At 37.8% G+C, this 17,365-nt stretch carries 14 protein-coding genes; 5 read left to right on the plus strand and 9 right to left on the minus strand.

Annotation, left to right across the window (positions count from 1 at the left end; all coding sequences use genetic code 11):
- The 3 genes from KXJ69_RS04535 to KXJ69_RS04545 form a co-directional block, all read right to left on the minus strand.
- Positions 1 to 5,559, minus strand: coding sequence for an alpha-2-macroglobulin family protein (locus tag KXJ69_RS04535; protein WP_219051714.1), 5,559 nt, complete (start codon positions 5,557 to 5,559; stop codon positions 1 to 3).
- 242 nt (positions 5,560 to 5,801) lie between these two features.
- Positions 5,802 to 6,104, minus strand: a complete 303-nt coding sequence (locus tag KXJ69_RS04540) for an antibiotic biosynthesis monooxygenase family protein (protein ID WP_219051716.1) — start codon at positions 6,102 to 6,104, stop codon at positions 5,802 to 5,804.
- Entirely contained in the window at positions 6,101 to 7,180 is a 1,080-nt protein-coding gene (locus KXJ69_RS04545) for an isoaspartyl peptidase/L-asparaginase family protein (protein ID WP_219051718.1), read from the minus strand. Before KXJ69_RS04545 ends, KXJ69_RS04540 begins: the two co-directional genes overlap by 4 nt.
- Before the next feature lie 204 nt (positions 7,181 to 7,384).
- Here KXJ69_RS04545 and KXJ69_RS04550 point away from each other — a divergent pair, with 204 nt between their 5' ends.
- The 4 genes from KXJ69_RS04550 to KXJ69_RS04565 all read left to right on the plus strand — a co-directional run bounded on the left by KXJ69_RS04550 (position 7,385) and on the right by KXJ69_RS04565 (position 10,595).
- The gene (locus KXJ69_RS04550) at positions 7,385 to 7,888 is read left to right on the plus strand and encodes a CAP domain-containing protein (protein ID WP_219051720.1); all 504 of its coding nucleotides are present in this window, start codon (positions 7,385 to 7,387) and stop codon (positions 7,886 to 7,888) included.
- Between the two features lie 69 nt (positions 7,889 to 7,957).
- Entirely contained in the window at positions 7,958 to 8,494 is a 537-nt protein-coding gene (locus KXJ69_RS04555) for a 3-hydroxyanthranilate 3,4-dioxygenase (RefSeq protein WP_219051722.1), read from the plus strand.
- A 102-nt stretch (positions 8,495 to 8,596) separates the two neighbouring features.
- Positions 8,597 to 10,150 (plus strand): L-piperidine-6-carboxylate dehydrogenase, encoded by a 1,554-nt coding sequence (gene amaB / locus KXJ69_RS04560; RefSeq protein WP_219051724.1) that lies wholly within the window; start codon positions 8,597 to 8,599, stop codon positions 10,148 to 10,150.
- 79 nt (positions 10,151 to 10,229) lie between these two features.
- Positions 10,230 to 10,595, plus strand: coding sequence for a carboxypeptidase-like regulatory domain-containing protein (locus KXJ69_RS04565; protein WP_219051726.1), 366 nt, complete (start codon positions 10,230 to 10,232; stop codon positions 10,593 to 10,595).
- Here KXJ69_RS04565 and KXJ69_RS04570 read toward each other — a convergent pair.
- Genes KXJ69_RS04570 through KXJ69_RS04590 form a run of 5 tightly spaced genes read right to left on the minus strand, consistent with a single transcriptional unit; the run spans position 10,592 to position 15,510 of the window.
- Positions 10,592 to 11,317 carry a metallophosphoesterase family protein gene (locus KXJ69_RS04570; protein ID WP_219051728.1) on the minus strand — a complete coding sequence of 242 codons (726 nt, stop codon included), beginning with the start codon at positions 11,315 to 11,317 and terminating at the stop codon, positions 10,592 to 10,594. The two genes, KXJ69_RS04565 and KXJ69_RS04570, sit on opposite strands and share 4 nt — an antisense overlap.
- Positions 11,314 to 12,417, minus strand: a complete 1,104-nt coding sequence (locus tag KXJ69_RS04575; protein WP_219051730.1) for a TFIIB-type zinc ribbon-containing protein — start codon at positions 12,415 to 12,417, stop codon at positions 11,314 to 11,316. The genes KXJ69_RS04570 and KXJ69_RS04575 overlap by 4 nt, the downstream gene beginning before the upstream one ends.
- A 23-nt stretch (positions 12,418 to 12,440) precedes the next feature.
- Positions 12,441 to 13,568 (minus strand): SPFH domain-containing protein, encoded by a 1,128-nt coding sequence (locus KXJ69_RS04580; RefSeq protein WP_219051732.1) that lies wholly within the window; start codon positions 13,566 to 13,568, stop codon positions 12,441 to 12,443.
- 56 nt (positions 13,569 to 13,624) lie between these two features.
- On the minus strand, positions 13,625 to 14,761 hold the full coding sequence (locus tag KXJ69_RS04585) for an ATP-binding protein (RefSeq protein ID WP_219051733.1): 1,137 nt from the start codon (positions 14,759 to 14,761) through the stop codon (positions 13,625 to 13,627).
- A complete protein-coding gene (locus KXJ69_RS04590; protein WP_219051734.1) occupies positions 14,758 to 15,510 on the minus strand; it encodes an SDR family NAD(P)-dependent oxidoreductase in 753 nt (250 codons plus the stop codon). The genes KXJ69_RS04585 and KXJ69_RS04590 overlap by 4 nt, the downstream gene beginning before the upstream one ends.
- A 135-nt stretch (positions 15,511 to 15,645) precedes the next feature.
- Between KXJ69_RS04590 and KXJ69_RS04595 the strand changes: the two genes are divergently transcribed.
- Positions 15,646 to 16,428, plus strand: coding sequence for a DUF4382 domain-containing protein (locus tag KXJ69_RS04595; RefSeq protein WP_255571192.1), 783 nt, complete (start codon positions 15,646 to 15,648; stop codon positions 16,426 to 16,428).
- 41 nt (positions 16,429 to 16,469) lie between these two features.
- On the opposite strand, the gene KXJ69_RS04600 is transcribed toward KXJ69_RS04595, so the two are convergent.
- Positions 16,470 to 17,339 carry an aldo/keto reductase gene (locus KXJ69_RS04600; RefSeq protein WP_219051735.1) on the minus strand — a complete coding sequence of 290 codons (870 nt, stop codon included), beginning with the start codon at positions 17,337 to 17,339 and terminating at the stop codon, positions 16,470 to 16,472.
- Between the last annotated feature and the right edge of the window lie 26 nt (positions 17,340 to 17,365).

Below are 17,365 nucleotides of genomic sequence, written 5' to 3' on the forward strand. Positions count from 1 at the left end.
TTATTGTTCTACTGTAATCCATTGCCCTTTATTACGAGCATAGTAATTATTATCGTACATGGCTTCGGTTTGGGCTCCTGGTAAATAATAAGTGCCTAAATAAGAAGCATTTAATTTCACTGTAAACGTTTTGGATTTTTTCGCTCCCAAATCGAAATAGAAATTCACTCGGTCATCTCGAATGTCTTTATAGCGAGCATCGCCAGAGGCACCTCCACCTAATTCGGTAAAACTGGTGTTTACAATTTCCCAACCACTTGGGAAGATTTGCGAAAGTGCAACATTCCCTACATTGTCATTTGAGGTATTCATCACGGTAACTTTTGCCGTAATTTCTGTCCCTTGCTTTAAGGTAGAAATGTCTAGCGTTTTACCTTCATCGTCCACGAACTGCGTTTTTAAGTTTAGATTTCTTTGCTCGGTGAGTTCTTCACCTAAGGGAAGTTTTCCTTGTTGCGACAAGGTTACATATACGACGTTTCCTTTTTTATTGGAAACCGTCACCGTATTAGCACCCATATTGAAACTCAGTGCTCTACTTGCTAAAGCTCTGTCTGATGTAACCGTTGTTGTTTTTCCTTTATTGGTAAAAGTGAGTTCGATTCCTTTTCCTCCATTTTTCTGAACCATTTTTCCCATCGCCATTAAGGCATAGGCAGTTTCTTGTGTACTATACCAACGTTGCGACGATAATTCTTTGGCTACAGAAATTGCCATATCTCTTTGTTTTGCATCTCCTAAAAGCACTAAGGTTTCTAACGCCATTGCTTTATTCCGGAAAGGACTTCCGTAGGTATAATAGTCATAGTTTTGAGCAACAAAATTGATGTTGGCCCTTTTTGCAATTTCTTCCGCTGCATTTTTCTTTCCAGCTAAGGCATAGGCTCCTGCCAATCGCCATTTGGCATCGTTGCTTAAATTCTTCGATTCTTTTAAGCGATTCATCGCCGCTAATTCAGGGTGTCCTGCTAGTGCCAAAGTGTACAATCGATAGGCTTGTACCAAACTACTGTTGTAGCGAGAATCATTATTTTGCCATTGTCTTGCTGTATTTTTTTGAAAGCGCAACCAATTGTCCATAAAGGTTAGTGGCAAAGCATATCCTTTTTGTTTGGCTTCAATCATAAAATGCCCTGCATAATTGGTTCCCCAATCGTCTGCTTCCCGTTCCCCTGGCCAATAACTCAATCCACCATTAGCCGTTTGGAAATTCCCTAAACGGATAATAGCCGCCTTAATATTTTTCTGAATTTCATTCTTTCTATCAAAAGTAATATCGAAAATATCGTCTAAGAACAACTGTGGAAAAGCGCCCGAAGTTGTTTGCTCAATACAGCCGTGGGGATATTGAATAAGGTATTCCAATCGGCGATTAAAATCCATTGGGGGTAAGGTCGAAAATTCCAATGTGGCTCCGTTTGTGCCAGCAACCCCAAAAGTTTGAAAGTTGATGGTTTCTGAAGCATTTTCAGACAAGGTATAAAGCGTAGTTTTTTGTGAAATAGGGTTCGGATTTTTCACATCAATTTCCACTTTATAACTTGCTTTTTCTCCATTTCCTGAAGCCAATACTTCAATGGTTTGAAACGTATCGGCAGGTAAGACTTCAAATTCAAAATTCACAATATGTTCTCCCGGTTCAGAAAAAGAAATGGTTTTTGAAATGCCATTCACAGGCTTTAAAGCATCTCCTGTTTTTACGGTAATGGTAGCTGATTTCACTTTCTTTTCCATCGCAAAAACGGTGACAGGCAGGGTTACTTTTTCTCCAGGGGACAGTTTTCTAGGGAGGGAGGCAAGGACCATTAAGGGCTTCCGAACAGGTGTTGCTTTATCGGTTTTTCCGTAGGCATTTTTGGTTTTATCTCCAGCCACAACCATGGTTCTCACAGATCCTACGTAATTAGGCATTCTTAAAGTGTGACTTGCTTGTTGTCCTGCTTTTAATTCGAAAGGACCTATATAACTTACAACCGGTTTAAAACGATCTGCTTTTCTGTTTTTGGCGCCTGCGGCTTCGTCGCCCCCACCAATAGCGAAGATATTTTCTACACTACCAGAATACGCACCAATGACATCATCAAAAACATCGAAGGTTTTTACCCCTAGCGCTTCACGAGAATAAAAGGCTTCGTGAATTTCGGGCGTTTTAAAACGAGTTAAATCCAACAATCCTTCATCTACCACCGCAATGGTATAGGTCATCGGTTTTTTATTTTCTTCTGAAACTTTAATCGTGTAGGATTCTTCAGGTTTTAAGACTTCTGGCATATCCAATTTGGGTTTCAGAATAGTGGAAGGATCTTCCACCAATATTGGAACTACGCCATACAATCTAATAGGTAAATCGTTTTTGGTTTGTTCATGGGGCTGTAGCAGGGAAATGTTTACATACACATTGGGCGCCATTTCTTTGGTTAGCGGAATATTCACCGTGGTTTCCCCTTTTTTAGTTACAACCCATTGTGTGGAAAGGACTTCGGTGCCATTTTCAATACTTACCAAGGCACGCCCTTCACTTCCTGAAGGAAAGGTAATTTGAGCTTTTTCATTTACTTGATACTTTTCTTTATCGGCCGAAAAAAGGAGCATTTTCGCACTTTCGGAATCATTATCCACGGGACGTTTCCACCAGTTTCTATAGAAATAGGTAATTCTACCTGTGGCATGTCCTGAAGCTTTATCCATGACTCGAATGAGGTATCTGCCCCCTTCCTCTTCAGGAATGTTTACGGTGAATTGATTTTTACCATTTGCCTTGGTTTTCACGGTGAATTGTTTTATTGGACGATGTACCACAGCGTTTTCATATTGAGAAAGATTGTCATACCCACGATTCCACCACCAACGCCATTCAATTTTGAAAATTTTTACTTCCAATTCTCTATTTCCCGATGCTTTTCCTTGGGCATCAACCGTGGCGACATCAAACACGGTGTTTTCATCGGTAAAATAAGAGCCGTAGCGATGTGCTTCAGGCGACTTTAATCCCACAAAATGTGAGTAGGGAGCTACATTTTTTGAAAATACATCGATGGAAAAATCACCGCCGCCTTCAAATACCTTGGTTAAAAAAGTAGCTTGAAGCATTCCAGGAGCTTTTCCGTTGATGTCTAAATTTGAATTGAATTTTATAGTCCCTTCTTGAGAGAGCGTATTGTTTAAAACAGGAAGCTCAATTTCGTCAAACGAACGAATGGGGTCATTAAATTGGTAGTTTGAAAAATCTTTAAATGCGGTGCTTGTGCTTCGCAAGGTGGCAGCCATTTTAATTTTTAGATTTCGAGCAGGTGCTCCGTGAAGCCAAAGGGCTGTTGCAGTTCCTTCCACAGCTTTGCTAGCATCCAACACCTCTTCCTTAAAATCTAATTTAATTTTTAATCGGTTGGGCTTAATGGTAGCCACTTTTAGGGACTTTGAAAACTTCGCACCTCCTACAGAGATGGTAGCATTCCAATTTCCTGTGGGGGCAGTTGTTTGGGTTGCAATGGGGAAATAGTAAAATCCCTTGACACCTTCATTTAAAACAGTTCGCTGGACTAATTTCCCTCGAGCATCTGTAACATCAAGTTTTACGGGATGGTTCTTGGGTAGGGGATTGGTATTATCGTTTAACACAAAGGAAAGATGGATGCTGTCGCCAGGACGATGTACTCCTCTTTCGGTGTACATAAATCCTTTTAATCCTTTTTGAAGTTTTTTTCCAGAAACATCAAAATTACTAAGTGATAATGCGTTACCATCGTTTAGCTTTGCATAAGCAAAATGATTTCCTTTTTGAGCCACCGCAAAAGCAATGGTTTTTTCTGAATCGAAAAGGGTGAGCCCATCCCCACCAGTGGTTGCGGTTCCTATTAATTGTTGCTGAAATGAGTACAAATTAATTTTTACCCCGCTTTCAGGTTGGGTGGTGAGTAGGTTGGTCACTGCAAAATGATAGGATTTGTTATTCCCTTTTTTTACAATAAGACCTAAGTTGCTACCTAATACATTGGTGGTTTCAATTCGGTCTTCATTATAATAGGCATCATGACAAGGGTTGTCACGCTCTCGCCAATTGTAAGAATAACGGCGATACCTATACACTTCATTATCCCAATATTGCTCTTCAAGTTCATCATCATCACTATCATTCTCATTGAATTCTTCTTCGTAATAATCGTCGTAATATTCTTCCTCATCATCAATATTTTCGTTTGAAGTAAGAACAGAGCAATCATAAACAGCATACTCTTTTTTGAAGCTCAATTCTACACGATAGATAGCTCCGGGATCTGCATTGAAATATTCTGCTAGGTTAATTCCGTAGGATTTCCAAATTCCATTTTCCCCAAGCTCAACATCCTTTAACGAAATAGTTTTTTTAGCAATACGCCTTCCCACTCGTTTAATGTCGTAGGCATCGCGGTCGTTGAGGTTAGAGGTTTGCAGATATTGAAGGACATTACTTTCAAAAATTTTAATAATCCGAACATCAATTGCCGAAAGATTCACAGCTTCAAAATATAATGGAGTAGAGGAGGCATTAGGCAAAATGGCTCCTTGTGAAAGAAGTTTTACCGAAGGCTTCAGCTGTTCGAAAGAGATAAGTTCTGAAAACTCCTTTTTAAGTCCGAAACCACTTGTGTTTTTTATTCCGTTAAAAACAGTTACTCGAACATTGCCAATAATACGGGTTGAAGGGTACACGTGCAATACATTTCCTTCTACTTCAAAGCGTAAGTTATCTGCATTTTCAATGGTGACTAGTCCAGCAAAATTCTGATTTTCCTGAAGGGGGTCCGAAAAATTTAAAGTAAATGAGGCGTTAGGAGCAACAGAGGCTTTGGCATTTACAATGGTGAAATTGTTTTGGCCTGGAATTGTAAACTCGGTTGTTCCTTTGAAATCGGATCCAATAGGTTTTCCATCCCAAGAAATATCGATTTTTGAATCGTTAATATCCCGTTGAATGCTGTCAATAGTAAAGTTAAAGTATTTTGCCAACCCTTCTTCGGCAGGCCACTTTAGTTTAAGTTTCTTGCCTTTTTGAACTACGGAAATAAGTTCTTTTGCTTTTTCCGAAGTGATGACATCGGCACTTTGAACGGTTCCTGTAATATATTGCCATTCCTTGCTGTAGGATTGAAGGTTTCCTAAATCAATTTTAAAATTGGGGGTAATGGTTTTAAAGCTGAAGGTGTATTCTTTAAACTCTTTTTCAATATTTGGGTAAAGTTTGTTAAGTTTTAGTGTTACAGTGTATTCAGTGTCAGGTTTAAGTAATTCGTTGGGCTGAAAAATAAGGGTGCGACTATTTTCTACCATCAATTTCCCTTCAGTTTTAGGAGAAATTTTCAGAAAATCTTCATCAATTTCCTGAGTCATTTCAAATTGTTCCAAAGGTTTTGCAAGGATAATTTCTATGGGGTCTGCAATACTTTTATTGCCATAAGTATTGTAACTTATATACTCTTTAAATTTAAAAAGATTGTCGGTTTCGGAGGTGTCTGTTTTTTTAAAACATGAAACAAAAAAGACTAGGATGGCAAGGCAGAAGAGACGTGTTAGCTGTGTCATAACTGATGGTTTTGTGTTACTCGCAAAGTGTAAGTGAAACACGCTGCGATGGATTACTAAATTACTATAAAAGGATGGTTGTGCCGAAAGGTTCGGAACGAAAATTTTAAACAATTTGTATGCACAAACTGCTGAAAATGAATTAAAAAAAATAAATCTTGGAGGGAAGTTATGTTGCTAACGGTAGCATTTGAATCTTTCGTATATGTAATTTTAACATTTGGGAGATTTTTAACAGAAGACTATTTTTCAAAACTGTATTCCTTCTCCACCTTACAAATGCGAACGGTATAGCTTTTATACCATTGCTCTTTTCCTAAGCGTTGCGCTTCTTGATGGTCTAGGATGGCTTTCCAGTTGGTAATCGCCTCCAACGACTCCCAATAGCTAATAGTGATGCCTATTTCGTTTCTGGCATGTTCCATACCCAAATAGCCGGGCTGTTGTTTTGCTAAGGCTTCCATGGCATCTGCCATTTGGCCATAGCCTTCAAGGTTTTCGGTTTGGGTATTCGTAAAGATAACTGCGTAGTAGGGTAGTTTCATTCTTCTTTATATATTCCAATAAACAATTCTCCTTCTGTATTAATATACGCTCGGTACATTCCTGCGGTATTAAATTCCATAGCAATGTTTCCGTCTTTATCCAGTGCTACAATTCCTCCGTCGCCACCTAATGCAGGAATTTTTTTATGAATGACTTCTTGAGTAGCTTCCTGCAAAGAAACCCCTTTGTATTCCATCATTGCCGAAATATCGTGTGCTACCATGGCTCTAATAAAATATTCACCCCAACCCGTGGAAGATACGCCGCAAGTGGCATTGTTTGCATAGGTCCCAGCACCTATTATGGGCGCATCCCCAATTCGGTTCCAACGTTTATTGGTCATTCCTCCAGTAGAAGTACCCGCGGCGATGCTTCCGTTTTTGTCTAATGCCACGCAGCCTACGGTTCCAAACTTCGAATCTTTAATAAATGGGTCGGCGAAGGCAGTTTTTCCATTGTGGTCAAGCTCAGTTTTTTCTTTTTGTTTAATTCGTTGTAAGGACTGAAATCTATTTTCAGTATAAAAGTAGTAAGGGTCAACTAGCTCAAAACCCCGAAGTTTTGCAAATTCTTCTGCGCCATTTCCTGCTAACATGACATGTTCACTATTTACCATTACTTCGTAAGCAAGATTAATGGGGTTTTTAATGTGTGTAACCCCTGCCACCGCACCAGCATTTAAAGTATTGCCATCCATAATGGAAGCATCGAGTTCATTCGTTTCTTCATGGGTAAAAACAGCCCCCTTCCCTGCATTAAAAAGGGGAGAGTCTTCCATAACATTAATAGCATTGGTGACCGCTTCAAGTGCAGTTCCTCCATTTTTTAAAATTTCATGCCCTACTTTAATCGCTTCCTCAAGTTTATTCCTGTAAGCAGTTTCAAGAGAATCACTCATATTTTCTTTTAAAATAGTTCCAGCGCCTCCGTGTATAACAATCGCAAATTTTAAAGAATTGTCGGTTTTTTTTGAATTGGATAATTGTATTTCATCGATGTTTTTGTGCTTATTATCGTTATTATTGCATCCAATCGTCAAAAAAAGTAAGAAAAAAAATGTTAAAATTTTATACATGCAGAATTTTTTTATTTGAAAACTAAATATACCATAAAATGCGGTATTTATAAGGCTTCCTTTAAAATTTATATGTAGAAAATTCATACACAAATTGTTAAAAACATCGATGAAATATACTATAAAATCGATAAAGTGTTGCATGATATGTTTTTTTTTCTATCTTTGGACTACATCAAGCCCCAAATTTGATGCCCCCGAATTATGAAACTATTAACTACCTGCTTATTGGCTATGGTATTTTTTACTACCATATCCTGTTCAAAAGAAGAAGTTGTTGATACTTTAGAGGAATCCAACTTCACCATTGATCTAAACCTTGCCAACGAAACTGATTGGCAAATGGCTAATGAAATTTTACAACGTGTAAATGCGTATCGAGCATCATTAGGTCTTCCAGAAATAATTAAAGACCAGCAATATGCCTCTGCTTATGCAGTTGACCATACCCAATACATGATTGAGCAAAATAGGATTAGTCATGATAATTTCGGAATTCGTTCCACAGGGTTAAGAAATAGAGGCGCAAGTTCTGTTTCTGAAAATGTTGGCTTTGGATATACTGATGCAGAATCCCTTGTTAATGCTTGGATAAATAGCACTACACACCGAAGCGTTCTTGAAGGAAACTATACCCATTCTGGATTTGGTGTGATTCAGAATAACTCAGGAAAATATTTTTTCACCCAGCTTTTTTATAGAAAGTAAATTATTACTTCATATTTTTAGATTTAGCGCTTTTGCCGTACTTTTATACAAACTCATAAAAGTACGGCAATGGCTATTTCAAAACCCTTCAATTTAAATAAATGGATAGAGGATAATAGGGATTTATTAAAACCCCCTGTTGGAAATAAAAACCTCTATGTCGATGCCGAAGATTATATCGTGATGATTGTTGCGGGACCCAATGCGCGAAAGGACTATCATTATAACGAAACGGAAGAATTATTTTATCAATTAGAAGGGAATATCAATGTAATTATTCAGGAAGACGGTCAACGGAAAGAAATGCCTTTAGGCCCAGGAGACATGTACTTACACCCTGCAAAAGTGCCACATTCACCTAGCAGAGGGAAAGATTCAATTGGGTTGGTAATCGAACGCAAAAGAGCTGGAATGGGCTACACAGATGGTTTACTTTGGTTTTGCGACAACTGTAATACAAAACTTCACGACGTTTATTTTGAATTACACAATATAGAGAAAGATTTTCTTCCCCATTTTAAAGAATTCTACAATTCGGAAGCATTGCGAACCTGTAAAAATTGCGGAACGGTAATGCCTACAGACCCTAGATTTAAAGGAGAATAAATTTCAGAATCATAGACTAATTTCAAAGTCTTACATCTTTCATTTTCTCTTTGAGAATGACTACCTTTGCGTTTTATTTATAACGACAAAACACACGAAAATATGAACACTGTTGCAACCTCCTTTGGAATTGGAGAAGCCCTTCAAAAATTAGGAATTCAGGATATAAATTATGGTACTTCTACTGGAAACACTTGGTTGCCAGGTGGTGAAATGATTAGCTCCTTCTCTCCTGTAGATGGAAGTTTAATTGGTAAAGTAACCACAACCTCACAAGAAGATTATGAAAAGGTAATGCAATCGGCTACCAAAGCTTTTAAAGCTTGGCGGGTAATGCCAGCGCCTCAGCGAGGTGAGATTGTGCGTCAATTTGGGGAGGCTTTACGTGAGCTTAAGGCTCCCTTAGGAAAACTCGTTTCTTACGAGATGGGGAAAAGCTACCAAGAAGGATTAGGTGAAGTACAAGAAATGATAGATATCTGTGATTTTGCCGTAGGACTTTCGCGTCAACTACACGGATTTACCATGCATAGCGAACGCCCAGGGCATCGTATGTATGAACAATATCATCCGCTAGGTGTCGTGGGAATTATTTCGGCATTTAACTTCCCAGTAGCTGTTTGGGCTTGGAATACAGCATTGGCTTGGATTTGTGGTGATGTTTGCGTTTGGAAGCCTTCTGAAAAAGCTCCATTATGCGGAATTGCTTGTCAGAAAATAGCGGCTAAAGTTTTTGAAGACAACAATTTGCCTGAAGGTATTTCTTGTTTAATAAATGGGGATTATCGCGTCGGTGAAATGATGACCACAGATAAACGAGTTCCCTTAATATCTGCCACTGGATCTACCCGCATGGGAAAAATTGTTGCTAAAACTGTAGGAGAACGCTTAGGAAAAAGCTTGTTAGAATTGGGCGGAAATAATGCTATTATTGTCACTCCAGATGCCGATATTAAAATGACGGTCATTGGAGCAGTATTTGGTGCTGTTGGTACCGCTGGACAGCGATGTACTTCAACAAGGCGATTGATTATTCACGAAAGTATGTATGATAAGGTAAAAGATGCCTTAGTTGCTGCCTATGGTCAATTACGTATTGGAAATCCATTAGATGAGAAGAACCACGTTGGACCACTTATCGATAAAGATGCTGTTGCTATGTATAACAAAGCGTTAGAAAGAGTGGTATCCGAAGGTGGAAATCTATTAGTTGAAGGTGGTGTTTTGGAAGGTGAAGGCTATGAAAGTGGATGCTATGTAAAACCAGCTATCGCTGAAGCGAAAAATTCTTTTGAAATTGTACAGCACGAAACCTTCGCTCCTGTTTTATACTTATTAAAATATAGTGGCGATGTTGAAAATGCTATCGACATTCAAAATGGTGTGGCGCAAGGACTTTCTTCAGCCATTATGACCAACAATCTTAGAGAAGCTGAGCGTTTCCTAAGTCACGCAGGGAGTGATTGTGGGATTGCCAATGTTAATATTGGAACGTCTGGAGCCGAAATTGGAGGTGCTTTTGGAGGTGAAAAAGAAACAGGTGGCGGACGTGAGTCTGGAAGTGACGCTTGGAAAGTATATATGCGTAGACAAACAAATACTATTAATTATACTACCGAATTGCCTTTAGCACAAGGAATTAAATTCGATTTGTAATATTATTATAAAGTGAAAAACCGCCTTTTCTGGGGCGGTTTTTTTATACTAAAAACTAAAGGGAATCGTTTTTAACCTCATGATAAAACAAATTGTATTATTCAGTTTTTGTTTTCTGCTCCTTTCCTGCTCTCAAAAGAATGATGAAGTTTTTTGCACAGAAGAATTTGTCTATGGTCTTTCAATCACTATAACTGATGCAAATTCGGGTGAGGTAATAACTATGGATATCACTGTTACTGCCGAGGATGGAAATTATACAGAAGAATTAATGGCATTTTTCGATTTCACCAATTTTGTTGGCGCTGGAGAACGCCCTGGCACGTACACCATCCATATTTCTGCAGAAGGGTATGAAGAAATTGTTTCCCAACCTATAGAAGTAGGGGCTAATGAATGTCATGTAATTCCTGAAGTAAGAAGTTTTCAACTTCAACCTCTTTAATTCCTTCCTTTTTCTGAAGGATATAATTTGTAAACAGGATCACTTTGCCACACTTCTTTGGTGTCGACATCAATAACTGAGAGAGGCCCTTTAAAAGCAGCACCGGTATCAATATTCCAAACATTTGCACATTGAAGAGGCACCGTTTCACCCAATCGAGTTACGGGAGTATGACCAATATATATCTCTGAAAATAATTTGAGTCTGGCTGGATATAGAGAATTGTCTATAGAAAGACTTTGGTCTAAAGAACAAGCCACTTCCCACAGCGTCCGATCCCAGTACACCAAATTGGGATAATATTCATTTTGAGGGCCGTGCAAATTGGTAAACCCAGCGTGAACAAATAACCTGTTTTTAGAGTCCATATGATAGTTTACTAGGTTGTGAAAAAATTGAAGATGCTCTTCTATTGCTGAAGAAGAAAAAGCCTCATAACTTTTTCGAGTTTCTCTTCCCCCATGATTGAGCCATAGTGGGTTATCGTCACCATGCTTCAAATATTTGTAAGTCAATTCATCATGATTTCCTCGGAGGAAAATACAATCAAACTTTTTCGAAAAATCAATTAAAAATGCGATGGTTTCGGCACTTTCACTCCATCCATCCACATAATCTCCCAAGAAAATATACCGATCGGTATATTTTGATTCAATTTTGAACAAAACCTGCTTCAGTGCCTTTAACCCTCCATGAATATCGCCTACAACTAGTGTTCTCATTGGTTGGTAATAAAAATGATTACCCCTATAATCGTTAGAATAAATAATACGAAGAAGAAAATCTTCCAAAAAGAATAGGGTCGTTGCCCTGATATGGCTCCAGTTTGCCCATTGACAAAGAAATTGTAACGCTTATTTTTGTATCTGTAGGCACTAATATAAACAGGCAAAAGAATATGTTTAAAAGTTTCGTCAGTTAATTTCATGTTTAAAGAAGAAATGCGCTGTGTATCTCCACCAATGTCTCTACATGCCCAACGCTCTGCAATTTTTCGAGCTTCTTTATTAGATTCTATATGTCCTTCTTGCAATGGAATGGTGTATTTTTCGGTGACAAAACCAGCCAAATAACTACTATCAAAAGGCTTTAATTCTTTTAAATTCCATCGGGCAACCATTTGAGGAATGGCTCCAGATTTTTGCTTTGAAGCTTTTATGAGGGTGTCATCCACAAATCCTGAAATATTTCCACTTACTGGAGTCCAACGTGTGCGACGCTCTTGTCGCATTCGAGTTACCGTTTTTCCATTTACAGTAGTGGTATACGGAACACTTACATAATAATAATCTCCGCGTTGACCAGTATAATTAGCATAAAGTTGTGCGTCGAACGTCCAATAAGGCGCGTACAATCCTTTCGTGTTTTGTGGATCTAAGCTCGCTTTTTTTAACTTGTTAGGCGCCCACCATAATCCCGAAACCCATTTTTGAAAAACTTGGTGCGCTTTGTCTTGAGTCATTTGAAAAGGCAATACGGCGCCTGGTAAAATCCACTCTTCTTTAGTAGCATCTTCAATAACCAATGGAGAACTGCAATACACACAATGCAATGATTTGTAGTTTTCCTCAATATGCTGGGTTGCACCACAGTTTTTACATTGCAACATAGTAATGGCTTCACTATGGGATTGAGACCCCACAGAATCTAAATAAGCCTTAAGTTCTAGTTCTTCAAAACTACTTTCTGTAAGAGGAATTTCCTGAGTATAATTACAATACTCACATTGAAGTTCGGTAGTGCCTGGAGCATATAACAATTCTGCCCCGCAGTTAACACAGGATTTTTTTAATTCGGCTTTTTGCTGAGGTTCTGTTTGCATATTTTATAACCCAAAAGGTTAAATTATGCCCCAGGTAATGGAGGAGGTGTACTTCCGCCTAAAAATGCTTTTAACTCTTCTACATCTTTTAAGGCTGTCCAATTTGCCATTCCTTGTTTCCAAACTAAGGTGTCTTTATTTACTGTTCTATTGGCAAATAATGCACTTAGTTGCTCCATTGTTACTGGGCCTGCTTGTTGCCCGTTTGCAGCATAAAAATACTGAACCGCAACGGGCATGGGGGGTGGTACAGAAGCTTGTTGTTGCATAGGTGCCTGCTGAGTGCCTCCGGTCATCATGCCACCCATTTGTTGGGCCATCACAAAACCCATTCCCATTCCCATTCCAGCACCCGCCGTTCCACCTTCTTGGTTGGCTGCTGCTTCAATAGCCTTAGCCGTTTTAAATTTGGTAAGTTTATCTAAATCTAGTTTGTCAATACGGCTATACTCGAAGATTTCTTTTTTAAGATCTTCTGGCATGGAGACGTTTTCAATAAAGAATTTTTCAAGAGAAATACCTACACTATCGAACTCTGGTTGCATGACTTCTTTGCAGGTTTCGCTTAGTTCGGTGGTATTGGCAGCGTATAATTCAATAGGTAAATTGGCTTCGCCTACGGTATCTGTAAACCGAGTGGCAATAAGACTTTTTAAGTGTTCGTTGATTTCAAAATTGGTAAAATTATTATCGGTGCCTACGATATCTTTTACAAATTTACCTGCATCACTTATTTTAAAAGCATAGGTTCCAAAGGCTCTAATTTCAACGAGTCCGAAACGCTCATCATTTAATGTAATAGGGTTTTTAGTACCCCATTTTTCATCTGTAAACAAATGCGTGTTTACAAAATAGACTTCGGCTTTAAAAGGGCTGTTAAACCCGTATTTCCAACCTTTTAATGTGGCAAGAATAGGTAGGTTTTGGGTATTTAAAGTATAGGTTCCCGCGGTAAAAACATCGGCTAGTTGTCCTTCGTTAATAAATACGGCGGTTTGCCCTTCACGAACAATGAGTTTTGCCCCGTTTTTTATTTCGTTTTGGTAGCGCTCAAAACGATGGCAAATGGTATCATCGGTATAGTCAAGCCATTCGATGATGTCGATAAATTCGTTACTTAGTTTTTCTTTGATTTTGTCGAAAATGCCCATGGTTTAGGTATTAATTATTAATGTTTTAAAGATAAAAAATAATGAGCAAAGCACTATTAATTATACTTTACTTTTCTAAGGATGCGTGTAGCGTCTTTAAACGATTGGTATACATCTCCGTTAATTTGTTTCAAAAAATCTTTCGATTCTAGTAATTTTTCAATGGCGTCTTCAAAATTATTGAGATAACATATAAGATAGGTTGCGGGTAATTTTTCAAGATCACGTTCTTCCCTTTCAGACAAAGGAATGTTTTTTTTCATTTTATCTAATAGGGCATTATTGGCATTATATATATGATATAAATTGCGTTTATTAAATTGAGGGGGTTCGAAAATAAGGGTAGCATCCATTTGGTACGAACCATTTTCCTTAAATGAAATAGTCACTTCTTCAAGCGGATAGTATTTGTAATTTTCGTTTAATCCAAGGTGGACATACTCTATAATTTTGAAGGAATCCTCATTATATTCGATACTTATCTCATCTAAAGCCGAATAAAAAAGTCGCACTTGTTCGTTAATAAGCTCAATATCTACTCTAGAATAGTAATTAAGTCCTTTCACGTGTTTAACATTTCCTGCCCAACAAACTACAAATTGCTCTTTAAAAACTTTGTAATATGAGGGTAAATCACTGTGACGATGATTAATAAAATCAATCACGCCATCCAGTGTGTATTCTATGTTATTTTTAGACTGATTTTCAATGGATTTTACAATTTCAGAATTTACATCCTTAATTTCAATATCGAAATCCTTGGGCATCGAGATACTTCCATCGCGAAGGAATATAGAGCCTCCCCAATACTTCCAAATGTTTTTTCGAAGTGATGTAATTTCACCCGTGGGGCGAATAGAAACTAATCCCACTACTTTGTCAGCCGGAAGATGAGGAAACATAACATTTTCGTAGGCAATTAAAGGTGGGTTGGTAAGATAGGCGTTTACCAGATTCTGAATTTTACTATCGTCAAAAAAATCGACACCTGTAATTTCATTCGATTCGTCTTCCACACCAATAACAATATAGCTGTTATTTTTTGGGTTGCTATTACTTAAAGCGCAAATATGTTTTAAGAACTTTGCTTTTCCTTCTTTAGAACCTAAATCAATCTTCCTTTTTTTATCATAAAAGGAACTCTCATCGTTGTGAGCCAATAGGTTTTTTATAAGAAGACGCTTGTTAATCATTGCTTGTTGACAATGGTTGATGAGGCTTGATCAAGACACATAACGGTTAAGTCGGCTATATTAACATGGGGAGGACGAGTGACTGTGAACCAAATAATTTCTGCAATATCTTCGGGTTGTAAAGGAGTGAAACCTTGATATACTTTGGAAGCTCGCTTGGTATCGCCTTTAAAACGCACTTCGCTAAATTCGGTTTCAACCATACCTGGATTAATAGCGGCTACTTTTATGCCTTTTCCGTTGAGGTCAATACGCATTCCTTGGTTAAGCGCATCCACGGCATGTTTGCTAGCACAATAGACATTTCCGTTGGGATATACTTCTTTTCCTGCAGTAGATCCAATATTGATAATATGGCCTGAACCTCTTTTGAGCATCCCTGGTAAAATAGCTTTGGTGACATATAATAAGCCTTTAACATTGATATCTAACATGGCATCCCAATCTTCAATAGAACCATCTTGAATGGGGTCTAAGCCGTGAGCATTTCCAGCATTATTCACTAAAATATCAATTTCTGAAAAAGCTTCGGAAAGATTATTTATGCTTTCGAATACTTGAATTTTATTTCGAACATCAAAATTAAGTATGTAAACTTCGGTATGTTTTTGCAACTCAACTGCAAGATTATCCAGCCTTTCTTGTCTTCGTCCACATAAAATGAGTCGTATTCCTTTTTCAGCAAAAATCTGGGCAGTTGCTTTTCCAATGCCAGAGGTGGCTCCTGTTATTAAAGCGGTTTTTTTCATCCCTTAAAAGTAAAACTTCTTTAACTTTTTTTAAAGATAAAAGTTGGTTAAAGTTATTGTTAAGGGGTGTTAAAAGTGTTTTAATCTAGAATTCCCATAATTATGTTTGTCCCACAAACCTAAAATAATAAGAATATGAAAAATGTATTGAAATTCAGTTTAATGATTATGTTGTTTGCTGCTTTTGTTTCTTGTAAAGATGACGATGACTCTAATATCCAAGGAAACGCAACTATGTCTGTAAAATTGGTTGATGCTCCAGGCGATTATGATGCTGTTTATGTAGATGTCCAAGATGTTGTGATAAAGTATAACGGTAACAATGATGAAGTTTCAATTGGCGAAATAAATGCGGGAGTTTACAATTTGTTGGAACTCACCGGGGGTGTTTCTGTTTTATTAGTAAATGATGAAATCCCAGCAGGAAGTATTAGTCAAATACGATTAGTATTGGGTACTGAAAACAGTATTGTGGTAGATGGGGAATCGTATCCTTTAGATACTCCAAGCTCACAACAATCCGGTTTAAAAGTCCAGGTAAATGAAACGTTAGAGGATGGAGGCCATTACGATGTAATTCTCGATTTTAACGTTGAAGAATCTATTGTTGCACAAGGGAATGGAGGCTATTCTCTACATCCTGTTATAAGGGCAAGTTTAGCTGTAGACTCAGGAAGTATTACAGGTCTTGTGTTACCTCTTGGAGTACAAACACTAGTTACAGCCTCCAGTGGGAATTCTATAATTTCTACCTATACAAATGCTCAAGGAAACTATGTGTTACAAGGAGTTCCTGAAGGTACTTACACATTAACGTTGGAAGCAGATGCGAATCTTGGATTACCTCCAATTACAATACCAGATGTTGAGGTTATTGCAGGAGTAGCTACTGAATTAGAAGTGGTAACTTTTCAATAGAATGAAAAGTTTATGAAAAGGGCGCACAAGCGCCCTTTTTTTTATGGGACTTTATGACCTTGGCTAGCTACTAATAGTTGAAACCAATCCACATCTGTTAATTCAATCTTAGTTGCTTCAGCAGCATTTTTAATTCGTTCTTTATTAGTGGTGCCAATTACGGGATGAATTCCTGAAGGGTGTTTCATAATCCAAGCCAATACAAGCTGGTCTTTTGTTGCGCTATATTTTTCAGAAAGCGCATCTAAAACACTATGAATTCTATAGGTTTGATCATTTCGTTCCTTAAAAGCACTCCCTAACGGACTCCAACACATAGGTGTTATTTTATGCTGAATTAGATAGTCCAATGTGCCATCAAACATGGCATGATGTGTTGTTAATGAAAATTCAATTTGGTTAAATTCAATTCTGTTTTTAGAACCAACTAATTCCATTTGTGAAGGGGTAAAGTTGGAAATTCCAAAATTTTTAATTTTGCCTTCAGAAGTTAGTTTTTCAATCGCTTTAGCAATTTCATCAGGATGCATTAATGGACTGGGCCTATGTAAAAGAAGCAAGTCTAAATAGTCACATTGTAAATCTTTTATTGATTTTTCTGCACTCCAAATAATGTATTCTGCGTCATATTGATAGTGTTTAATGGCATTATTTCTCGTTTTTCCTACATACTGAATCCCACATTTCGAAATAATTTCAATGCTTTCACGGTTAATTTTACTTTCTGCAAGGGCATTTCCAAAGGCAATCTCCGTGGTATAATCACCGTAAATATCGGCATGATCAAAAGAAGTAATACCGCATTCAATATCGTGATGCATGAGGTTAACCATCTCACTTTTAGAAAGTTGCTTTCCCCAAGCACCCCATGTCATGCATCCTTGTATTACTTTTGAAAATTGTGTTTTCATCTGTTGTATTTCTATTTTTTAAAATT

This window comes from Halomarinibacterium sedimenti (genome assembly GCF_019312585.1).
Taxonomy (GTDB): Bacteria; Bacteroidota; Bacteroidia; order Flavobacteriales; family Flavobacteriaceae; genus Halomarinibacterium; species Halomarinibacterium sedimenti.